The sequence below is a fragment of the Streptomyces sp. NPDC086549 genome (assembly GCF_044746205.1).
GTDB lineage: Bacteria > Actinomycetota > Actinomycetes > Streptomycetales > Streptomycetaceae > Streptomyces.
The window spans coordinates 52,520-70,032 of the sequence record NZ_JBIVBS010000003.1 but is presented as its reverse complement, the minus strand read 5'-3'; the positions used below and the strand labels follow the sequence as shown (position 1 = coordinate 70,032).

General features: G+C 70.4%; 13 protein-coding genes and 1 pseudogene. 9 read left to right on the top strand and 5 right to left on the bottom strand.

Translation table 11 applies throughout. From position 1 onward, the window contains the following. Window positions 1–112 precede the first annotated feature (112 nt). Both ACIPSA_RS11265 and ACIPSA_RS11260 read left to right on the top strand, forming a co-directional pair. Window positions 113–316 (top strand): cold-shock protein, encoded by a 204-nt coding sequence (locus tag ACIPSA_RS11265; RefSeq protein WP_020943502.1) that lies wholly within the window; start codon window positions 113–115, stop codon window positions 314–316. A gap of 87 nt (window positions 317–403) precedes the next feature. Continuing rightward, the gene (locus ACIPSA_RS11260; protein ID WP_402631944.1) at window positions 404–2,134 is read left to right on the top strand and encodes a DEAD/DEAH box helicase; all 1,731 of its coding nucleotides are present in this window, start codon (window positions 404–406) and stop codon (window positions 2,132–2,134) included. 532 nt (window positions 2,135–2,666) lie between these two features. On the opposite strand, the gene ACIPSA_RS11255 is transcribed toward ACIPSA_RS11260, so the two are convergent. After that, window positions 2,667–3,653 carry a LacI family DNA-binding transcriptional regulator gene (locus ACIPSA_RS11255; RefSeq protein ID WP_402631941.1) on the bottom strand — a complete coding sequence of 329 codons (987 nt, stop codon included), beginning with the start codon at window positions 3,651–3,653 and terminating at the stop codon, window positions 2,667–2,669. Window positions 3,654–3,777: 124 nt separating this feature from the next. Between ACIPSA_RS11255 and ACIPSA_RS11250 the strand changes: the two genes are divergently transcribed. The 3 genes from ACIPSA_RS11250 to ACIPSA_RS11240 all read left to right on the top strand — a co-directional run bounded on the left by ACIPSA_RS11250 (window position 3,778) and on the right by ACIPSA_RS11240 (window position 6,730). Then, window positions 3,778–4,599: an ATP-binding cassette domain-containing protein gene (locus ACIPSA_RS11250; RefSeq protein WP_402631938.1), complete on the top strand. Its 822-nt coding sequence runs from the start codon at window positions 3,778–3,780 to the stop codon at window positions 4,597–4,599. Next, window positions 4,596–5,657 (top strand): ABC transporter permease, encoded by a 1,062-nt coding sequence (locus ACIPSA_RS11245; RefSeq protein ID WP_402631935.1) that lies wholly within the window; start codon window positions 4,596–4,598, stop codon window positions 5,655–5,657. Before ACIPSA_RS11250 ends, ACIPSA_RS11245 begins: the two co-directional genes overlap by 4 nt. 71 nt (window positions 5,658–5,728) lie before the next feature. Next, window positions 5,729–6,730 (top strand): ABC transporter substrate-binding protein, encoded by a 1,002-nt coding sequence (locus ACIPSA_RS11240; RefSeq protein WP_402631932.1) that lies wholly within the window; start codon window positions 5,729–5,731, stop codon window positions 6,728–6,730. Window positions 6,731–6,800: 70 nt separating this feature from the next. On the opposite strand, the gene ACIPSA_RS11235 is transcribed toward ACIPSA_RS11240, so the two are convergent. The 4 genes and pseudogenes from ACIPSA_RS11235 to ACIPSA_RS11220 all read right to left on the bottom strand — a co-directional run bounded on the left by ACIPSA_RS11235 (window position 6,801) and on the right by ACIPSA_RS11220 (window position 11,429). Next, the gene (locus ACIPSA_RS11235) at window positions 6,801–8,348 is read right to left on the bottom strand and encodes a cellulose binding domain-containing protein (protein WP_402631929.1); all 1,548 of its coding nucleotides are present in this window, start codon (window positions 8,346–8,348) and stop codon (window positions 6,801–6,803) included. A 477-nt stretch (window positions 8,349–8,825) separates the two neighbouring features. After that, window positions 8,826–10,145: a radical SAM protein gene (locus ACIPSA_RS11230; RefSeq protein ID WP_402631926.1), complete on the bottom strand. Its 1,320-nt coding sequence runs from the start codon at window positions 10,143–10,145 to the stop codon at window positions 8,826–8,828. 58 nt (window positions 10,146–10,203) lie between these two features. After that, window positions 10,204–10,399, bottom strand: a pseudogene (locus tag ACIPSA_RS11225) (pyridoxamine 5'-phosphate oxidase family protein); the annotation flags it as partial. 22 nt (window positions 10,400–10,421) lie between these two features. Continuing rightward, entirely contained in the window at window positions 10,422–11,429 is a 1,008-nt protein-coding gene (locus ACIPSA_RS11220; RefSeq protein WP_402631923.1) for a hydroxyacid dehydrogenase, read from the bottom strand. A gap of 108 nt (window positions 11,430–11,537) precedes the next feature. Between ACIPSA_RS11220 and ACIPSA_RS11215 the strand changes: the two genes are divergently transcribed. From ACIPSA_RS11215 to ACIPSA_RS11200, 4 genes are all read left to right on the top strand, one after another. After that, on the top strand, window positions 11,538–12,782 hold the full coding sequence (locus ACIPSA_RS11215) for an FAD-binding protein (protein WP_402631920.1): 1,245 nt from the start codon (window positions 11,538–11,540) through the stop codon (window positions 12,780–12,782). A 116-nt stretch (window positions 12,783–12,898) separates the two neighbouring features. Next, window positions 12,899–14,146, top strand: a complete 1,248-nt coding sequence (locus ACIPSA_RS11210; protein WP_402631917.1) for an ROK family protein — start codon at window positions 12,899–12,901, stop codon at window positions 14,144–14,146. A gap of 19 nt (window positions 14,147–14,165) precedes the next feature. Further along, on the top strand, window positions 14,166–15,998 hold the full coding sequence (locus ACIPSA_RS11205; RefSeq protein WP_402631914.1) for a glycoside hydrolase: 1,833 nt from the start codon (window positions 14,166–14,168) through the stop codon (window positions 15,996–15,998). A gap of 231 nt (window positions 15,999–16,229) precedes the next feature. Next, the gene (locus tag ACIPSA_RS11200) at window positions 16,230–17,495 is read left to right on the top strand and encodes an ABC transporter substrate-binding protein (protein ID WP_402631911.1); all 1,266 of its coding nucleotides are present in this window, start codon (window positions 16,230–16,232) and stop codon (window positions 17,493–17,495) included. Window positions 17,496–17,513 lie beyond the last annotated feature (18 nt).

Sequence of the window (17,513 nt, the reverse complement as noted above, 5' to 3'; positions counted from 1 at the left end):
TTGTGGTACCCATGAACCTATGTGCGCCTGACGGGAATGTTTCTCCTTCGGGCGCATTATTTGTTTTTCCGGCGTCTCCGGATGGGGCCTCTGCCTATTGAAGGAGAAGTTCATGGCACAGGGAACCGTGAAGTGGTTCAACTCTGAAAAGGGTTTCGGCTTCATCGCGCAGGACGGCGGCGGCCCCGACGTCTTCGCCCACTACTCGAACATCGCGACCCAGGGCTTCCGTGAGCTCCAGGAGGGCCAGCGGGTCTCGTTCGACGTCACGCAGGGCCAGAAGGGCCCGCAGGCGGAGAACATCGTCCCCGCCTGATCGCCGGACGCGTATCCACTCACCGGGGTCCGCACCGTCACGGTGCAGACCCCGGTTTGTGCTGTTTCCAGGAAGGCAGATAACCGCATGTCCCGCAGGCCCCAGAAGCCGAACCGGCGCGCCTCGTCACCCCCGCCGTCCCCGTCGGCGCCAAGGGAATTCCGGCTGCCGGCCAGCACGACACCCGCACTTCCCGCCGTCGAGGACTTCGCCGGTCTGGACATGCCCGCGGGACTGCTGAAGACCCTCACCGCACAGGGCGTCACCACCCCCTTCCCGATCCAGGCCGCCACGCTGCCCAACTCGCTGGCCGGCCGTGACCTGCTGGGACGGGGACGCACCGGCTCCGGCAAGACCCTCGCGTTCGGGCTGGCGCTCCTGGCCCGCACGGCCGGACTGCGCGCGCAGCCCAGGGCGCCCCTCGCCCTCGTGCTGGTGCCCACCCGGGAACTCGCCCAGCAGGTGGCGGACGCGTTGACTCCCTACGCGACGGCGGTGAACCTCCGGCTGGCCACCGTGGTCGGCGGGCTGTCCATCACCAAGCAGGCCGGTGCGCTCCAGCGCGGCGCCGAGGTACTCGTGGCGACTCCGGGCCGGCTCAACGACCTCGTGGAACGCGGGGACTGCGTGCTCGACGACGTACGCATCACGGTGCTGGACGAAGCCGACCAGATGACCGACATGGGCTTCCTGCCGCAGATCACCAAGCTGATCCAGCAAGTGCGGCCCGACGGACAGCGCATGCTCTTCTCGGCCACCCTGGACCGCAACATCGACCGCCTGGTGCAGCGGTTCCTGACCGACCCCGTGGTGCACTCCGTGGACCCGTCCGCGGGGGCGGTGACCACCATGGAGCACCACGTGCTCCACATCCTGGACGAGACCGACAAGAAGGCCGTCACCACGCGCATCGCGGCCCGTGACGGCCGGGTCATCCTCTTCCTCGACACCAAGAGGTCCGCCGACCGGCTCGCCAAGCGGCTCCTGGCCGTCGGTGTCCGCGCGGCGGCACTGCACGGAGGCCGCACCCAGCCGCAGCGGAACCGCACCCTGGAACAGTTCAAGAACGGCCAGGTCACCGCGCTGGTGGCGACGAACGTCGCGGCCCGGGGCATACACATCGACGACCTCGACCTCGTCGTGAACGTCGATCCCCCCACCGACCACAAGGACTACCTCCACCGGGGCGGCCGCACGGCCCGCGCCGGCGGCTCCGGCAGCGTGGTCACATTGGTCCTGCCCGACCAGAAACACGACGTCACCCGGCTCATGTCGGACGCGGGCATCCGCCCCCGAACGGCCCGCATCAAGTCGAGCGACCCGGACCTGGTCACCATCACCGGCGCCCGCGAGCCTTCCGGCGTGCCCGTCACCATCGAGGTCCCCCAGCCGGCGACACCGGCGGCGTCCCGCCCAGACCGGAAGACCGGCACCGAGCGCGGCAGGCGGTCCGACCGCCGACGCCGGAGCGGCGGCGGGTCCACGGCGGCGACAGGTGCTGCCACCAGCACGGGAAGCCGGGGCTCGAACCGTCGGGCCGCCACCGGGGCGGCAGCGGCCGGTGACACCTCCGCGGCCGGCGGGCGCGGTTCCGCCCGCCGTGCGGGAGCCGCCGGGGCCACGGGTGGTGCCGCCGGCGCGGGCGGCCGCGGTGCCGACCGCCGAGCCTCGGCCGGTGCGCCGACCGGCACCGCATCCGGCAAGGACGCCCGCGGGTCCCGCCGACGGACGGCGGCCGGCGGAGCCACGGGCGGCGCTGCCGGCAACGGCGGCCGCGGTGCCGACCGCCGAGGCGGCCGCCGCACCTCGGCCACCTAGTGCGCACCTGGGCAGCGCCCAGTGCGGCGGCAGGCACCATGCGCTCTGTTGATCACCTGACGTAGGCCTTCGTCGACGGCGTGGCCCGCTGTGACCTTCGCGACGCGGCAGGTGCGATCCGGCTGTGGGCCGCGGCGGGCCGCGGGTCCAGGACGCCATGGAACACCTGGAGGGCCGGGCCGCTGTCCCCGGTCACCTTCCGGTGTGCCCAGGCGCCGGGGACGGCCTCGTGACTCCTCAGCCGCTCGTCCGCACGCGGCCACCGCTCGGGCCGGCCGGGGCCGGCTCGCCCCGGCCACCGTCCGATGACCAGGACCACCTCCGCCTGGAACGAGCACTGTCCCTGTGGCGGCGCATATCGTGACCGCTCCGTCGCGAGGTACGCCTCCGGTCGGCCGCGTCCCCCCTGGTGGTCGCGGATGTCGGCCAGGGGGCTTACGAGTTGTGTGGCAGCCGCGTCCACAAGGCCTCGGCACCGCTGATGGTCGAGACCGGCATGGCGGAGGAGTCCCGCGGAGCCGGTGCGTGAGGACTACCGGTGGGGCCCCGGGATCTCCCCCGACCCCCGCGGGATCAGCCGGGTCGGCAGGACGACGGTGCGGGGCGGGGAGGTGTCACCGTGGATGCGGGCGAACAGCAGATGGGCGGCGGTGGTCGCGAGCGCGGCCGGGTCCTGGGCGATGACGGTGACCGGCGGAGTCATCCGCGCGGCGAGGGTGAAGTCGTCGAAGCTGAGGAACGCGATGCCGGAGGGCAGGACGGCCAGCGCCCCGAACGCGACGATGTCATTGCTGGCCAGCACCGCCGTGGGCGGCTCGGGCGAGGACAGGATCTCGGTGACGGCCCTGGCGGCGTCCGGGCCCGATCTCAGTCCGTGCCGGATGAGCCCCGGGTCGGCGTCGATGCCCGCCGCCTCAAGCGCCGCCAGATAGCCGCGGCAGCGTTCGCCGACGGTCCAGATGTCCTGCTTGTCACCGAGGTAGCCGATGCGTCGGTGGCCGTGCGCGATCAGATGCCGGACGGCCTCCTTCACGGCGCCGAAGTTGTCCACCACCACCGCGTCCGATTCCAGGCCGGGCGCCGCCCGGTCCACGCACACGATCTTCGTCCCCTGCGCCTGGGCCGAGCGCAGGAAGCGGTGGCTGCCCGCGACCGGGGTGAGGATCAGCCCGTCGACGCGGCGCGCGGTGAAGGCCGCGATGACCTCCCGTTCCCTGCGCAGGTCGTCATGACTGGAGCCGATGAGCAGCGTGCTGCCGCGCTGCCGGGCCACGTCCTCGGCGGCCGAGGCGACCGCGGCCATGAAGGGGTCGGAGACGTTGTCGACCATCAGCCCGATGGTCTGGCTCGGCTGGTCCGCGCGCCGCAACTGGCGGGCCACGTCGTCGCGTTGGTACCCGAGCCTGCGAACCGCGGCCGCCACCAGGGCGGCGGTCCGCGGCGCGACGGAGGCATCGCCGTTGACGACCCGGGACACCGTCATCGCGCTGACGCCCGCTTCCGCGGCTACGTCTTTCATAGTGGGTCGGCCGGCCACGCCGCGTCCTCCACCTGAGATCCGGTTCACACCCGACCCTTGACCGCCGATCCACGAACATCCCAGAATCGACGGGCTGTTAACGATACCAACGTGAAGGCACAACATGGCCTCTGCAAGGGAACCACTACTCACGGCACACGGTGTGGTGAAGCGTTTCGGCCACGTCCAGGCGCTCCAGGGCGCCGATTTCACGGCGCACCCCGGCGAGGTCGTCGCTCTGATCGGTGACAACGGTGCCGGCAAGTCGACGCTGGTCAACGTACTGTCCGGCGTGATCGCCCCCGACGGCGGCGAGGTCCGCCTGGAAGGGCAACCGGTCCGGTTCACCGGGCCGATGGACGCCCAGCGCCACGGCGTCGAGACCGTCTACCAGGACCTGTCGCTGGCGCCCGATCTGGACGCGGCGGCCAATCTGTACCTCGGGAGGGAGCTTGTACGCGGGGGCCTTCTGGGTCGCCTCGGCATCCTCGACCGGCCGGCGATGCGACGCGAGGCGGTCAAGGCGTTCGCCGGACTCGGCGTGGAACTGAAGGACGTGACAGCACCTGTGACAACGTTGTCAGGTGGCCAGCGTCAGTCCGTGGCCGTGGCGCGCGCGGTCGCGTTCGCCAACAAGGTCATCTTCATGGACGAGCCGACCGCCGCTCTGGGTGTCGTACAGCGCGCCCGTGTCCTGGAGACCGTCCGCAGGGTCGCCGACCGCGGCATCTGTGTCGTGCTGATCAGCCACAACATGCCCGAGGTGCTGTCGGTGGCGGACCGGATCGAGGTGCTGCGGCTGGGCCGTCGGGTCGCCTCGTTCACCGCGGCCGGCACCACGATCGAGGAGCTCGTCGGGGCCATGACCGGATCGCTGGACGGCGCCGCGCAGCGGAACGCGGCCCTGGGACAGGCCGGTGCGACGGAATCGGAGGAAGGGCGATGACCGCCGACAGCCAGGAAGTCCACAAGAGCGCTCAGGCGCAGGATCCGCCCCGGCCCGGCGGCGGAGGGTTCGCGCTGCCCGGGTGGCTGGGACGGGCGGCCGGTGTCAGTGAACTGTGGACCTTCGTGATCCTCGTGGCACTGGTCGCGTTCTTCACCATCGCCGCGCCCGGCAAGTTCTTCACCACGTACGACCTGACGCAGATCGCCGTCAACGCGGCCATCTACCTCGTGCTCGGCGTCGGCATGACATACGTGATCATCACCGCGGGCATCGACCTGTCGATCGGCTCGGTCCTGGTCCTGGCCGCGGTGGCGGCGGGCGAGTACAACATCCACCACGGCGGGGCCACTTCGAGCTGGGGCACGGTCGCCGTCTGTGTCCTCATCGCCCTTGCCGTCGGCACCGCGTGGGGCGCGTTGCAGGGAGCGGTGGTGGCGACCGGGAAGGTGCCGCCGCTGATCGTGACGCTCGGCGGCCTGGGCGCGGCGCTGGGTCTGGCCGAACTCGCCACCGGGGGTCAGGATCCGGCCGGTGCGGCCTCCGCCCACCTGCAGAACAGCCTGGGCTTCGGCAAGGTGCTCGGTATCCCGTGGATGGTGGTCCTCGCCGCGGTGGTCACGGCCGTGTTCGGGGCGGTGCTGGGCGCTACGAGGTTCGGCAGCCACACCCTGGCGATCGGTTCCAATCCGACCGCCGTCCGGCGCGCGGGCATATCCGTGGGCCGGCACCTGATCAAGGTGTACGGGCTGATGGGGCTGCTGGCCGGGCTCGGCGCGGTGATGTGGCTGGCCTCGTACGGCACGACGTCCATCGCCGGTCACTCCACCGACAACCTGAAGGTGATCACCGCGGTGGTCCTCGGCGGCACCAGCCTGTTCGGCGGGCGCGGATCGGTGCTGGGCACCGTGATCGGCGTCTTCATCCCCGCGGTGCTCACCACCGGACTGATCGTCATCGGCGTCCAGCAGTACTGGCAGGACGTCGCGGTGGGCGTCGTGCTGGTCGCGGCCGTCTACATCGACCAGATGCGCAGGAAGACCCGGGAGCGCGCATGAGCACCGCTCCGTCTCGACACCCCATGTCCGCCGGTCGGCAAGGCCGCGCTCACATCAAGGAGAACACCGATATGCCGAGCATTCACAGCAAGCGCAGACTGCTGGTCGCCGTGGGCGCCGTACTGGCGCTGACGAGCGCCGCCGCGTGCAGTTCGTCGAACGACGACGGAGGGTCCGGGTCGTCGGGAGGCGCCGCCCACAAGAAGGTCAGGCTGATCACCGGTGTGAAGAGCGACCCCTTCTACATCACCATGACCTGCGCGGCGCAGGAGGAGGCCAAGGCCAAGGGCATGGACTTCAGCGCCGACGGCTCCGCGCAGTGGGACGTGTCGGTCCAGCGTCCCCTTCTCGACTCGGTGGCGGCGTCCCGGCCCGACGGGCTGCTGATCTCGCCGGTGGACACGAACGCGCTCACCCCGTCGCTCAAGCAGATCCAGTCGTCCGGGACCAAGGTCGCGCTGGTGGACACCACGGTCGCGGACACCTCGATCGGGATCACCCGTATCTCGTCCGACAACGAGAAGGGCGGCCGGGTGGCCGCCGACGCGCTCGCCAAGCTGATGAACGAGAAGGGCTCGGTCATCGTCATCAGCGTGAAGCCGGGTGTCTCCACGACCGACGCCCGGATCAAGGGCTTCACCGAGGAGATGGCCAAGTACCCGGGCATCAAGGTACTGCCGACCCTCTACGACAACGACCTGCCGGCCACCGCGGCCTCGCAGATCCAGTCGACGCTGGCGGCCCATCCCGACCTGGGAGGCGCCTTCGCGGGCAACACCAACACCGGCCAGGGCATCGCGACCGGTCTCAAGCAGGCCGGCAAGCAGGGCAAGGTGAAGGTCGCCGCGTTCGACGCCGAGCCCGACGAGATCGAGGCGCTCAAGGCGGGCACCCTCCAGGTCCTGGTGGCCCAGGATCCGGCGGCGATCGGCAGGCAGGCCGTCGACCAGCTCGCCGCGGCCTTCGAGGGCAAGCCGGTCCAGAAGTCCGTCGGCACCGGCATGGTCGCCATCACGAAGGCGAACATGAACGACGCCTCGGTCAGCAAGTACTTCTACAAGTCGGGCTGCTGACCGCCGACAGCCGCCGGGGATCCCGCTCTTCCGCTCGTCGGACGGGATCCCCCGGTGGGCTGCGGTCGCCTCAGTTCTGCGTGCAGCTCTCGCCGTTCAGCGTGAACCCGTACGGCGCGGTGTTCTGGCCGCTCCAGGAGCCGAGGAAGCCGAAGGAGAGGGTGCCGCCCGCGGCGACCGACTCGTTGTAGCTGGCGGCGGCGGCGGTGACACGGGAGCCGTTCTGGCTGACCGTCGCGTCCCACATCTGGCCGACCTGCTGGCCGTCGCGGTAGGACCAGGAGACGCGCCATCCGTTGAGCGCCTCGGTGGTGGTGACCGTGACGGTGGCCTGGAAGCCGTTCGGCCACTGCCCGTCCAGGTGGTAATTGACGCGGCAGTCGGCCGCCGGGCTGGTGTCGGGATCGGAGTCGGTGCCGCCGGGGGCGGACGACGATGAGCCGTGGTCGGACGAGGGGCCGGGGGTGGACTGCGAGCCGGGGGTGGACGAGGCGGAGCCCTGGGGTTCCGGGTCCGGGTTTCCGCCGTCGGACTTGGTCACGGTCTCGGTCGCGGAGGGGGCGGTCGAGGTCCCCCGCCGGGAGGCCGACGGGAGCGGGTCGCCGGAGGACAGCGAGAAGCCCGGGTCGGCGACCGGCTGTCGGTCGTCCTGGGCGGCCGCGCTGTCCTCGCCGGAACCGCCCGGCAGCATCGACACGCCGAGCGCGAGGGCCGACAGCACGACGGCGGTGGCCAGCAGGCTGTTGCGCAGGATGCGGTTGCGGCCCGCGCCCTCCTTGGGGTCGCCGGTGTCCCGGTCGGCCGCCTTCGGGTGGCCGCCCGCGCCCAGGCGCACCTCGGCGGCCCGGCGGCGGCGCTCCAGATAGGCGAGGCCGCCCCAGCCGATCACACCGCCGGCCAGGGCTGCGGGCAGTCCGCCGCCGTGCAGGCGCAGACAGGCGGCGGCCTCCGCACACTGCACGCAGGTGGCGAGGTGCCGCGAGAGGTCCCCGGGCGTGTCGGCGGCGGACGAGCGGGTGACCGCGTCGAGGAGCCGGGCGTAGCTGCGGCACTGCGCGTCCATCGGCGAGTCGAGGTGCGCTCGGTGCGAGCGGTCCCTGAACAGGCCGCGCACCTGGTCGAGTTCCTGGGCCGCGGCGGCCGGGTCGAGGCCCAGGCGACGGGCCACGGCGGGCAGCGGCAGCGCCTCCACCTCGGCCAGCCACAGCAGCGACGCGTCCGCCTCCTGCATGTCCCGCAGGCCGCGCAGGGCGACCGGGCGCTGGAGCGGCGGCCCGGTGTAGCGGGCGGCCTTGTCGGAGTTGAGCCACAGCCTCAGGTCGGGGTCGAGCTTGTGGCCGAGGCCGGCGGCCTCCCATTCGGCGGCCGTGGTGCGTACGGAGGTCAGCAGCAGTGGGATCATGGGCAGCCGGGCCGCGGCGCGGCGGCCGGCGCTGCGCATGGGCGCGGCCTCGGCGGCGCGAGCCTCGCGCATGCCGAGTGCGAAGGCCTCCGTGGCGAGCTGATTGGCCGTCAGGGAGCCTGACGTGCACAGGTCCGCGTAGGAGAGGACCGCGTCCCAGCACTCGGAGAACAGCGCGGCCTCGGCGGCGTCCTGGGGGGTCGGCAGGTCGGGCATGGGTCTCCTGCATCCACAAGCGAGGTCAACTCACCATATTGGCAATGGAGTTGGGGGGAACCTCGCGGCAGAGCAAGAGCTTTTCACGTCTTCGACACAACTGACAAGCGGCCTATTCAAATTGGTTTAGCGGCGGTCGCGTGACCCATTTCGCCAAGTCGCCCAACTGCCCACAATCGTCCGAGAGTTGACCGCTCGCGCAGCAACCGGGCGGCTTCACGCCCACGTCCCGCCCCCGCGCGGCCGACGCCTCCGTCCGCCCGGGGCCCCACATCTCCACCCTCTTGTACGGACCACGGCCGCGCTCCGACTCAGCGTCGTCCTCAGTTTCTCGCGTACCGGATCCCGCGTACCGGATCTGACATACCGGATCCTGCGTACGGGATCCCGCGTACCGGATCCTGCGTACGGGATCTCGCACACCGGATCCTGCGTACCGAGGGATACGGAGGCGGGGCGCGCCCGCCTCCGGAGGCGTCATACCTGCGTCGGCTCCACCGCCGGAAGACTGTCCATGAACGAGCTCACCGAGAACACCGCGCGGCCGGGGCCGGGCTCGCCGTAGCCGGGGGGCGAGGAGAGACCGAACTCGTCCATCGTGGCGCGGTACGCCTCCAGGAGGCGGATGTGGTACTCCAGCGGCGCGCCCTGCGGGTTGGCCTTGCCGAGGGGGGTCGTGGGCTCGGGGCACCAGGTGGTGAAGCGGGGCGTGATGCCGTGCGACATGAAGAAGCGCAGGCCTTCGGTGGTGGACGCGATGGCCTCGTCGACCGAGGTGAAGCCGAAGGGCTCCGCCATCTCCACGCCGGCCACGAAGTTGGGGATCACGTTGCGTGCGCCGAAGACGTCCGCCGAGTCGAGGATGCGCCGGTGCCATTCGTCGCGGCCGACGTAGCGCTCCTTGCCGGGGCAGTACAGCTCGAAGAGGCGGCGGTCCCACACCTCGTAGTTGGGGTGGTAGATCTGCACGCCGTAGTCCTTGAACCGCTGGACGTCGTCCTTCGGCAGCGCCTGGGCGACCACCTTGCCGATCCACCGGCCCGGGAAGCGCTCCTCGATGGCCTTGGCGTAGTGGCCGTAGAAGTCGGCCTCGTCGCGGCCCGCGACCTTCGAGGTGATCGCGCCGCCGGTGAGCGTGTAGGCGGTGGACGCCTTCTGGGTGTCGTACCGGTCGATGATCTCCAGCGCCTCCAGGACCTCCTCCACGTCCTTGACGCCGGTGTACGGCCGCCCCGCCGCCTTGTGCTGACGCCAGTTGTGGTTGATGTCGCAGTACTGGCACTCCTCCTTGGCGCCGAAGTACTGGCACACCCGGAAGACGGTCAGATAGATCAGGTAGCCCCACTGGATGGTGGGGGCCACCTCCATCACGGACTTCCCGTTGGAGAGGGTGTGCCGGTAGTACTCCGGCATGGGCGGCACACCGACGTCGGCGATCCGCTTGCCGTCGAGGTAGAGCCCGAGGAGCCCTTCGCCGTCGGCGGCCACCCGGTACGGCGAGGTCGGGTTCACGCGCACCGACACGACGGTCCGCCGCAGGTCGTACGGCCCGCCGGTGAGGATGATCTCCTCCGGGGGCCGCCGGAGCGCGGCCTCGCCCAGCTCCGGCAGGGTGCCGTGGTCGAAGGAGAAGATGAAGTACGACTTCGGCTTGACCTCGCCGTTCTCGTTGTCGGAGAGCGCTGACGCGTCGAAGGCGACCCCGCCCCGGAGCAGGTCCTCCTTGAAGACGGCTTCCCTCGGTACGTGCGGGAACCTCTCCATCAGATCCTCGACCAGCGCGGTGCGGCTGCCCATCCCGTGTCTCCTCCCGGCTCAGGCGTTCGACTCCTCACGGTATGCCCCCGCCTGTGCGTCAGCCGTGCCGGGTCCCCTCGTGCCGCGCCACGTGTTCTGGTACGGCGATGTCCGGCGGCAGCGCCGCCGTCGTCGGGCGCGCCGGTGCGGATCTTGACGGAGGCCTCTTCGAGGGGGAGGGCCAGGAGGGTGGTGGCGGGTTCGCTGCGGTTGGGCTGCCGGGCGTACGACCACTGTCCGGGCGTGGCGTGCTCGGGCCACCCTGGGACGCGCCCGTCATGCCACCCGTTCCAGAACCGTGTGGTCGACTGCATACAGCAGACCGTCGCCGGACAGCAGTCGTTCGGCTTCCTCGGCGACCGTGCGGCCGAGCCGGGCCAGCTCGTTGCCCTGGGAACCGGCCAGATGCGGGGTGATGAAGGCGTTGGGCAGGTCGAAGAGGGGCGAGTCGGCGGGCAGCGGCTCGGGGTCGGTGACGTCGAGGACGGCGTTCAGGCGTCCGGTGCGGAGTTCCCCGACGAGGGCGTCGTGGTCGACCAGGGCACCGCGGGCGGTGTTGATCAGCGTCGATCCGGTGGGCATGAGGGCCAGCTCACGGGGGCCGAGGAGGTGCCGGGTCTCCGGAGTCTGCGGGGCGTGCACGGTGACGACGTCCGAGGTGCGCAGCAGGTCGTCGAGGGACAGCAGGGGTACGCCGAGCCGAGCGGCCTCCGCCTCGTCGACGTACGGGTCGGCCAGGCTCACCCGCAGGTCGTACGGGCGCAGCAGCTCGATCAGGCGGCGGCCGACGCGGGAGGCGCCCACGATGCCCACGCGGCGGCCGAAGTTGCCGATGTCCGGGACGATGTCGCCGTAGGGGAAGGCGCGGCGGTCGCGGAGCTGGTCGCGGAAGGCGAAGACGCTCTTCCCGGCGAGCAGGATCATCGCGAGGGTGTACTCGGCGACGGGCAGTGCGTTGGCGGCGGCCGCCGAGGACACCGCGATACCGCGCCGCCAGACCTCGGGCGTGGTGAAGCCCTTGACCGAGCCGGCCGCGTGCAGCACCGCACGCAGTTCGGGGGCCGCGTCCAGGGCCGCCGCGTCGAGGCGGGGGCAGCCCCAGCCGGTGATGAGGACCTCGGTGCGGGCGAGCGCCTTCCGTACGCCTGGATCGGTGAAGTCCTGGGCCACGCGAGTGGGATCGATTTCCACGCTCTCACGCAGTCGCGCGAGCGTCTCCGGCGGAAAGACGTGCGGCACGTTCTCGGCTGTCATGGCGAACATGGCGTGGGGACGCTCGGGCAAGGAAGTGACCCTCCGGCTCGGTGACGCACGGACAGCAAGCGGTTTCTACGGTAGATGTCGGCGAATGAGAGGGTCAATGGACACGCACTCACCGGAGGACGGACAGGAATGACGGAAACGGTCACCAACTGGGCGCGCAACATCTCCTATACGGTCGAGGAGTTCCACCGACCCGGCTCGCTCGACGCGCTCAGGACCCTGGTGGCCGGGAGCGCCGGGGTGCGGGTGCTGGGCAGCGGCCACTCCTTCAACAAGATCGCCGACCCGGGGGCCGACGGCGTGCTGCTGTCGATCGCCGACCTGCCGCCGGTGATCGACGTGGACACCGCGGCCCGCACGGTACGGGTCTCGGGCGGCGTCCGGTACGCGGAACTGGCCCGCGCCGTCCACGCGCGCGGCCTCGCTCTGCCCAACATGGCGTCCTTGCCGCACATCTCGGTGGCTGGCTCGGTGGCGACGGGCACCCATGGCTCGGGGGTCGGCAACGGCCCCCTCTCCGCGGCGGTGCGCGAGGTGGAGCTCGTCACGGCGGACGGCTCGACGGCGACGATCGCGCGGGGTGACGCGCGCTTCGACGGGGCCGTGACCTCCCTCGGCGCGCTCGGCGTGGTCACCACGCTCACCCTCGACCTGGAGCCGGCGTACGAGGTCGAGCAGCACGTCTTCACCGAGCTGCCCCTCACCGGGCTGGACTTCGAGACGGTGGCGGCGTCGGCGTACAGCGTGAGCCTGTTCACGGACTGGCGGAAGCCGGGCTTCCGGCAGGTGTGGCTCAAACGGCGCACCGACCGGTCGCCGGTGGACTTCCCCTGGGCCGCGCCCGCGACCGAGGCGCAGCACCCGGTGCCGGGCATGCCCGCGGTCAACTGCACCGAGCAGTTCGGGGTGCCCGGGCCGTGGCACGAGCGGCTGCCGCACTTCCGGGCGGAATTCACGCCGAGCAGCGGGGACGAGTTGCAGTCGGAATACCTGATGCCGCGGTCGACAGCACTGGATGCGCTGTATGCAATCGACGGTATTCGGGAGACGGTCTCCCCCGTACTGCAGACATGCGAGGTGCGTACGGTCGCCGCCGACCCGCAGTGGCTCAGTCCCGCCCATGGACGCGACTCGGTCGCCCTGCACTTCACCTGGACCGACGACACGGCGGCGGTGCTCCCGGTGGTCCGCCGGGTCGAGGAGGCCCTGGACGCCTTCGATCCGCGGCCGCACTGGGGCAAGGTCTTCACCGTTCCGGCGACAGAAATCCGTCGACGGTATGCACGCCTAGCCGACTTCCGCGCGCTCGCGCAAGAGCTGGATCCCGGCCGCAAGTTCGCCAACGCCTTCGTGCGGGATGCCCTGGGCGGCTGACTTTATACACCCCCTTTCCTAACCCCTTGTCGAAAGTCCTTCGCAGCCCATAGCCTTGCGCCGGGCCGGTGCCGACGTGCCCGGCCCGGACCGGAAAGGTTGGGAGGGGCAGCTCCGTGAAGCGCACATCACGTGACATCCGCACCGCGAACCGCTACGAGGTGCTGCGCCAGATCATCGCCGCGTCACCCACGTCCCGTCAGGAGCTGGCGGCCGCCACCGGGCTGAGCCTGGCCACGGTCGCCACGCTCGTCGGTGAGCTGCTCGACCTCCGTATGATCACAGAGGTCGGTTTCGAGGACTCGGCCGGGGGGCGCCCCCGGGGGCTGGTGGCCGTCAACGCGTCGGGGGGCGCGCTGATCGGCGTCGACATCGCGGAGACGTACGTCCACGTCGAGCTGTTCGACCTCGCGCTGAATGTCCTGGCCCGCGCCGACGAGGGCATGCGCCCCGGTGAGAGCCGCCCGGAGCAGGTGGTCGGCCATGTCGCGGCGGCCGTCGGCTCGGTGGTCGCGCAGGCCGGGGTCGAGGCGGCGCGGGTGCTCGGCGTCGGGGTGAGCGTGCCGGGCCAGGTGGACCGCGACACGGGCATCGCCGAGTACGCGCCCAACTGGGACTGGCACGACGTGCCGTTGCTCGACCTGCTCTCCGAGCACATCGCGTACCCCCTGTACCTGGACAACCCGCTGCGCGCCTGCGCGGTCGCCGAGCTGTGGTTCGGGGCCGCGCGGGGGCGCGGGGACACGGTGGTGGTCAACCTCGGCACGGGCGTCGGTGCCGGACTGGCGCTCGGCGGCGGGCTGCACCGGGGCGTGAGCAACAGCGCCGGCGAGTGGGGTCACACCACGCTCGTCCTGGACGGGCGGCTGTGCCACTGCGGGAACCACGGCTGCGTGGAGACGTACGTCGGCGCGCCCGGCATCATGCAGAACCTGCGCGAACTGAGCCCGCAGAGCACGCTGTTGCACCCCGAGGACCAGACGGCCACCATCGAGGCGCTGGCCCGCGGGGTCGCCGCGAGCGACCCGGTGGCGGTCAAGGTGGTCCGGGACACCGCCCGTTACCTCGGGGCGGGCATCTCCGACCTGATCAACCTCCTCAATCCCGAAGTGGTCGTGCTCAGCAGCTGGGTCGCCGCCCGGCTCGGTGAGCCGCTGCTCGGTGAGGTGCGCGAGGCCGTCGCCCGGCACGCGCTGCGGCGGCCGCTGGCCGCCACCGAGATCGTCCTCTCCCCGATCCCCACCGACCCGGTGTCCCTGGGCGCGGCGACGTTCGCGCTCGAAGGGGCGTTGCAGTCGGTCGGGCAGAGGAACGGCACGAAGCGCACCACCTCTGTAAGGAGCCGTACCGCACCGCCTTCATGACGACGGAAGGGATGCAGTCTTGACGCGCACCAACAGATCCGTCCTAGCGACCGCCGCAGCCGCGCTGGCCGTCACGGGGACCCTGCTCGCCACTCCACCCGCGAACGCCGCCGCTGCCGGCCCGGCCGAGGTCTCGCCGCACGCCGCGCAGACGATCGACAACATCGGTGCGTCCGGCGCCTGGTGGGTCAACGACCTGCAGAACTTCGACCCCGGGGTCCGGGCCCGGGTGGCGGGGCTGCTGTTCTCGCGGCAGGGCCTGGACCTCAGTTCGTACCGCTACAACATCGGCGGTGGCGGCGTCGGGGTGGCCTACGCTCCCCGTGCGCCCGAGGACTTCCTGAACGACGACGGGACGTACGACTGGAGCAGGGACAAGGGGGGCCGTTACTTCCTGTACGCAGCTGCCAGGTACGGCGTCCGGGACCTGATCGGCTTCGTGAACAGCGCGCCCGCCGCGTGGAAGACCGACGGCAAGAGCTGCGGCGGCCATCTGAAGGCGGAGAACGAGCAGGACTTCGCGAAGTACGTGGCGGACGTCACCGGCCACTTCGCCCGGCAGGGTGTCGGGCTGGACTACATCAGCCCGTTCAACGAGCCGACGAACAGCTTCGACTCCTGCGGCCAGGAGGGCATGCTCGTCGATGTCTCCCAGCGTGACGACATCGTGCGGGCGCTCGGCGCCGAGCTAAGGGCCCGGCACCAGCGGACGGGCATCATCGCCGACGAGTCCAGCAGCACGGTCCGGTTCAACTCCGAGGTACCGCAGTGGATGGCGCAGCCGGACACCGCGCAGTACGTCTCCAGGCTGGCCCATCACACGTACGACAACCCGAGCGACGCGAACCGGGCGGAGGTCTACGAGACCGCCAGGTCCCTCGGCAGGCAGTCCTGGTCCACGGAGATCTGCTGCTTCGGCAAGGGCGGCACGGGCTGGGCACAGGAGTACGACCCGACCATCGACGGCGGTCTGAACCTCTCCCGGATCATCTACAAGGACTTCGCGACCGCGCACGACTCGGCGTTCCAGTGGTGGGTCGCGCTGTCGGAGATGACCGGCGGCGATCCGCTGGCGAGGAACGACGAAGGCTGGAACGACGGCCTGATCTACTACGACCCCAACTACCGGACGAACGGCAACCAGACGCTGTACTTCACCAAGCGCTACTACGCTCTGGGCCAGTACAGCAAGTTCGTGAGGCCGGGCGCGGTCGCACACAACGTGACCGGCGTGCCGGACGGCGTCGAGGTGTCGGCGTACGACCGGGACGGCAGGTGGGTGGTCGTGGTGAACAACCACAACACCACGGACACGGCGCTGAGTTTGCATTTCAACAGCAGGTCGCCGATGCGGGCGGTGCAGGCGGTGCGGACGTCGGCCGACGAGAACTGGGCGGATGTCGCCAGGCCGTCGGTGAGCGGCGGTTCGGTCTTGGCGACGCTGGCACCCCGCTCCATCACCACCTACGTCCTCGACCAGAGGGGCCGCGGCAGTTCGGCCCTGACCGGCGCCCTCCAGGGCAAGCAGTCCGGCAAGTGCCTGACGGCCGACGCCTCCGGCGCCACGATCGCCACCTGCACGGGCGACGCCGGGCAGTCGTGGTCGTACGACGCGCGGGGCACCCTGAAGGGCGCCGACGGGTATCTGACGGCGGGGAGTTCGGGGCTGACGACCGCGGCCTCCTATGCCGGTGACGGCACACAACGCTGGCTGCTGAATGCCAACGGACAGATCGTCAACGAGGCGTCGGGCACCTGCCTGGACGTCGGCGGACAGGCCACGGCCGACGGCAGCGAGGTGATCCTCTACAGCTGCACGGGCGGCGCCAACGAGGCCTGGTCCAGGCAGTAGGAACCCCCGGCCGAGGGCCGCCGGCCTCCTCCCTGACCCGGCGGCCCTCAACTCCCTCACCAACCACCGGCGTTCGGGATTCCGAACCGGATACAACGCTTCGAACAGACTTCGTCCAACCCCTTGCCGAAGCCTTAGCCGAAGGTTAACGTCCCGCACCGCAAAGCAATTCGAGCCACCTGGCAGCTGAGCTGTGGAGCCGCAGCCGCACTTCGAGACAAGGACGTCAGCATGTCGGCAATGAGCAACAGCAACTGGTCCCGCCGATCACTGTTCCGCGCCGCCGCGGGCATGACCGCCGCCGGGACACTGGCCGCGTGCGGCGGCAACAACGGCCGTGGCGGCGGGTCCGGTTCGGGCAAGCAGCTCACCCAGATGTTCCACGCCTACGGTGAGACGGGAACGAAGCAGGCGCTCGAGCGGTACGCCGCCGCGTACAAGGACGCGCACGTGACCATGCAGTGGATCACCAGCAGCGACTTCGAGAGCAAGCTCTTCGCGACGCTGCTCACCAAGCAGGCGCCGGATCTGTTCGAGTTCCACCCGCAGATCCAGATGGTCAAGAGCGGGCAGGTGGCGGACCTGACCGACATCGTCACCCCGGTCAAGGACGACTTCAACCCGGCCGACATCGCCTCGCACACGGTGGACGGGAAGATATACGGCGTCCGGATGATCGACGACCCGCAGTTCTTCTTCTACCGGCCCTCGCTCTTCAAGAAGGCCGGCGTCAAGGTGCCGGAGACCCTCGACGAGCTGATCGAGGCCGCCGCCAAGCTCACCACCGGCAAGGTCAAGGGCCTCTACCTCGGCAACGACCTGCACGCGGTGGTCAACCCGATGATCTGGTCCGCGGGCGCCGACACCCTCGACTCCAAGAACCAGATCGCCTACCACACGCCCGGTGTCCTCGATGGCCTCAAGAAGATGCGCAAGCTCTTCACCAGCGGCCACCTGCTCCTCGGCGCCCCGACCGACTTCTGGGACCCCTCCTCGCTCAGCCAGGGCCTGTGTGCCATCCAGTTCTGCGGTATGTGGGCCATGCCGCAGTTCCAGAAGGCGCTCGGCGACGACCTCGGGATCTTCCCCTTCCCGAAGGTCACGGACGACGGCAAGCCCTCGGTCTACAACGGCGGCTGGTCGATGTTCGTCAACGCCAAGGGCAGCAACGTCGACGCGGCCAAGGAATACGTGAAGTGGCTGTGGATCGAGCAGAAGAAGTACCAGGAGGACTGGGCCACTTCGTACGGCTTCCACATCCCGCCGCGCACCTCCATCGCCTCGACCGCCACCAAGCTCAAGTCGGGCCTGCCGGCCGAGGGCGTCAAGCTCTTCAACACGTACGGCCACTTCGACAACATCGGCTGGACCCAGGCGATGATCCAGGCGACATGGGACCTGTTCGCCAACTGCGTCCGCAAGGGCGGTGACCCGGAGAAGGCTCTCGACCAGTGCGACACGGAAGTCAACCGCCAGCTGAAGAAGCTCTTCGGATAGGTCGACGGACGGACTGCG

Bases quoted from the DNA above. Each gene is read 5' to 3' on its own strand.
- ACIPSA_RS11260 (WP_402631944.1), top strand. From the start codon at position 404: ATGTCCCGCAGGCCCCAGAAGCCGAACCGGCGCGCCTCGTCACCCCCG.
- ACIPSA_RS11245 (WP_402631935.1), top strand. From the start codon at position 4,596: ATGACCGCCGACAGCCAGGAAGTCCACAAGAGCGCTCAGGCGCAGGAT.
- ACIPSA_RS11230 (WP_402631926.1), bottom strand. From the start codon at position 10,145: ATGGGCAGCCGCACCGCGCTGGTCGAGGATCTGATGGAGAGGTTCCCG.
- ACIPSA_RS11215 (WP_402631920.1), top strand. From the start codon at position 11,538: ATGACGGAAACGGTCACCAACTGGGCGCGCAACATCTCCTATACGGTC.
- ACIPSA_RS11200 (WP_402631911.1), top strand. From the start codon at position 16,230: ATGTCGGCAATGAGCAACAGCAACTGGTCCCGCCGATCACTGTTCCGC.
- ACIPSA_RS11250 (WP_402631938.1), top strand. From the start codon at position 3,778: ATGGCCTCTGCAAGGGAACCACTACTCACGGCACACGGTGTGGTGAAG.
- ACIPSA_RS11255 (WP_402631941.1), bottom strand. From the start codon at position 3,653: ATGAAAGACGTAGCCGCGGAAGCGGGCGTCAGCGCGATGACGGTGTCC.
- ACIPSA_RS11235 (WP_402631929.1), bottom strand. From the start codon at position 8,348: ATGCCCGACCTGCCGACCCCCCAGGACGCCGCCGAGGCCGCGCTGTTC.
- ACIPSA_RS11265 (WP_020943502.1), top strand. From the start codon at position 113: ATGGCACAGGGAACCGTGAAGTGGTTCAACTCTGAAAAGGGTTTCGGC.
- ACIPSA_RS11240 (WP_402631932.1), top strand. From the start codon at position 5,729: ATGCCGAGCATTCACAGCAAGCGCAGACTGCTGGTCGCCGTGGGCGCC.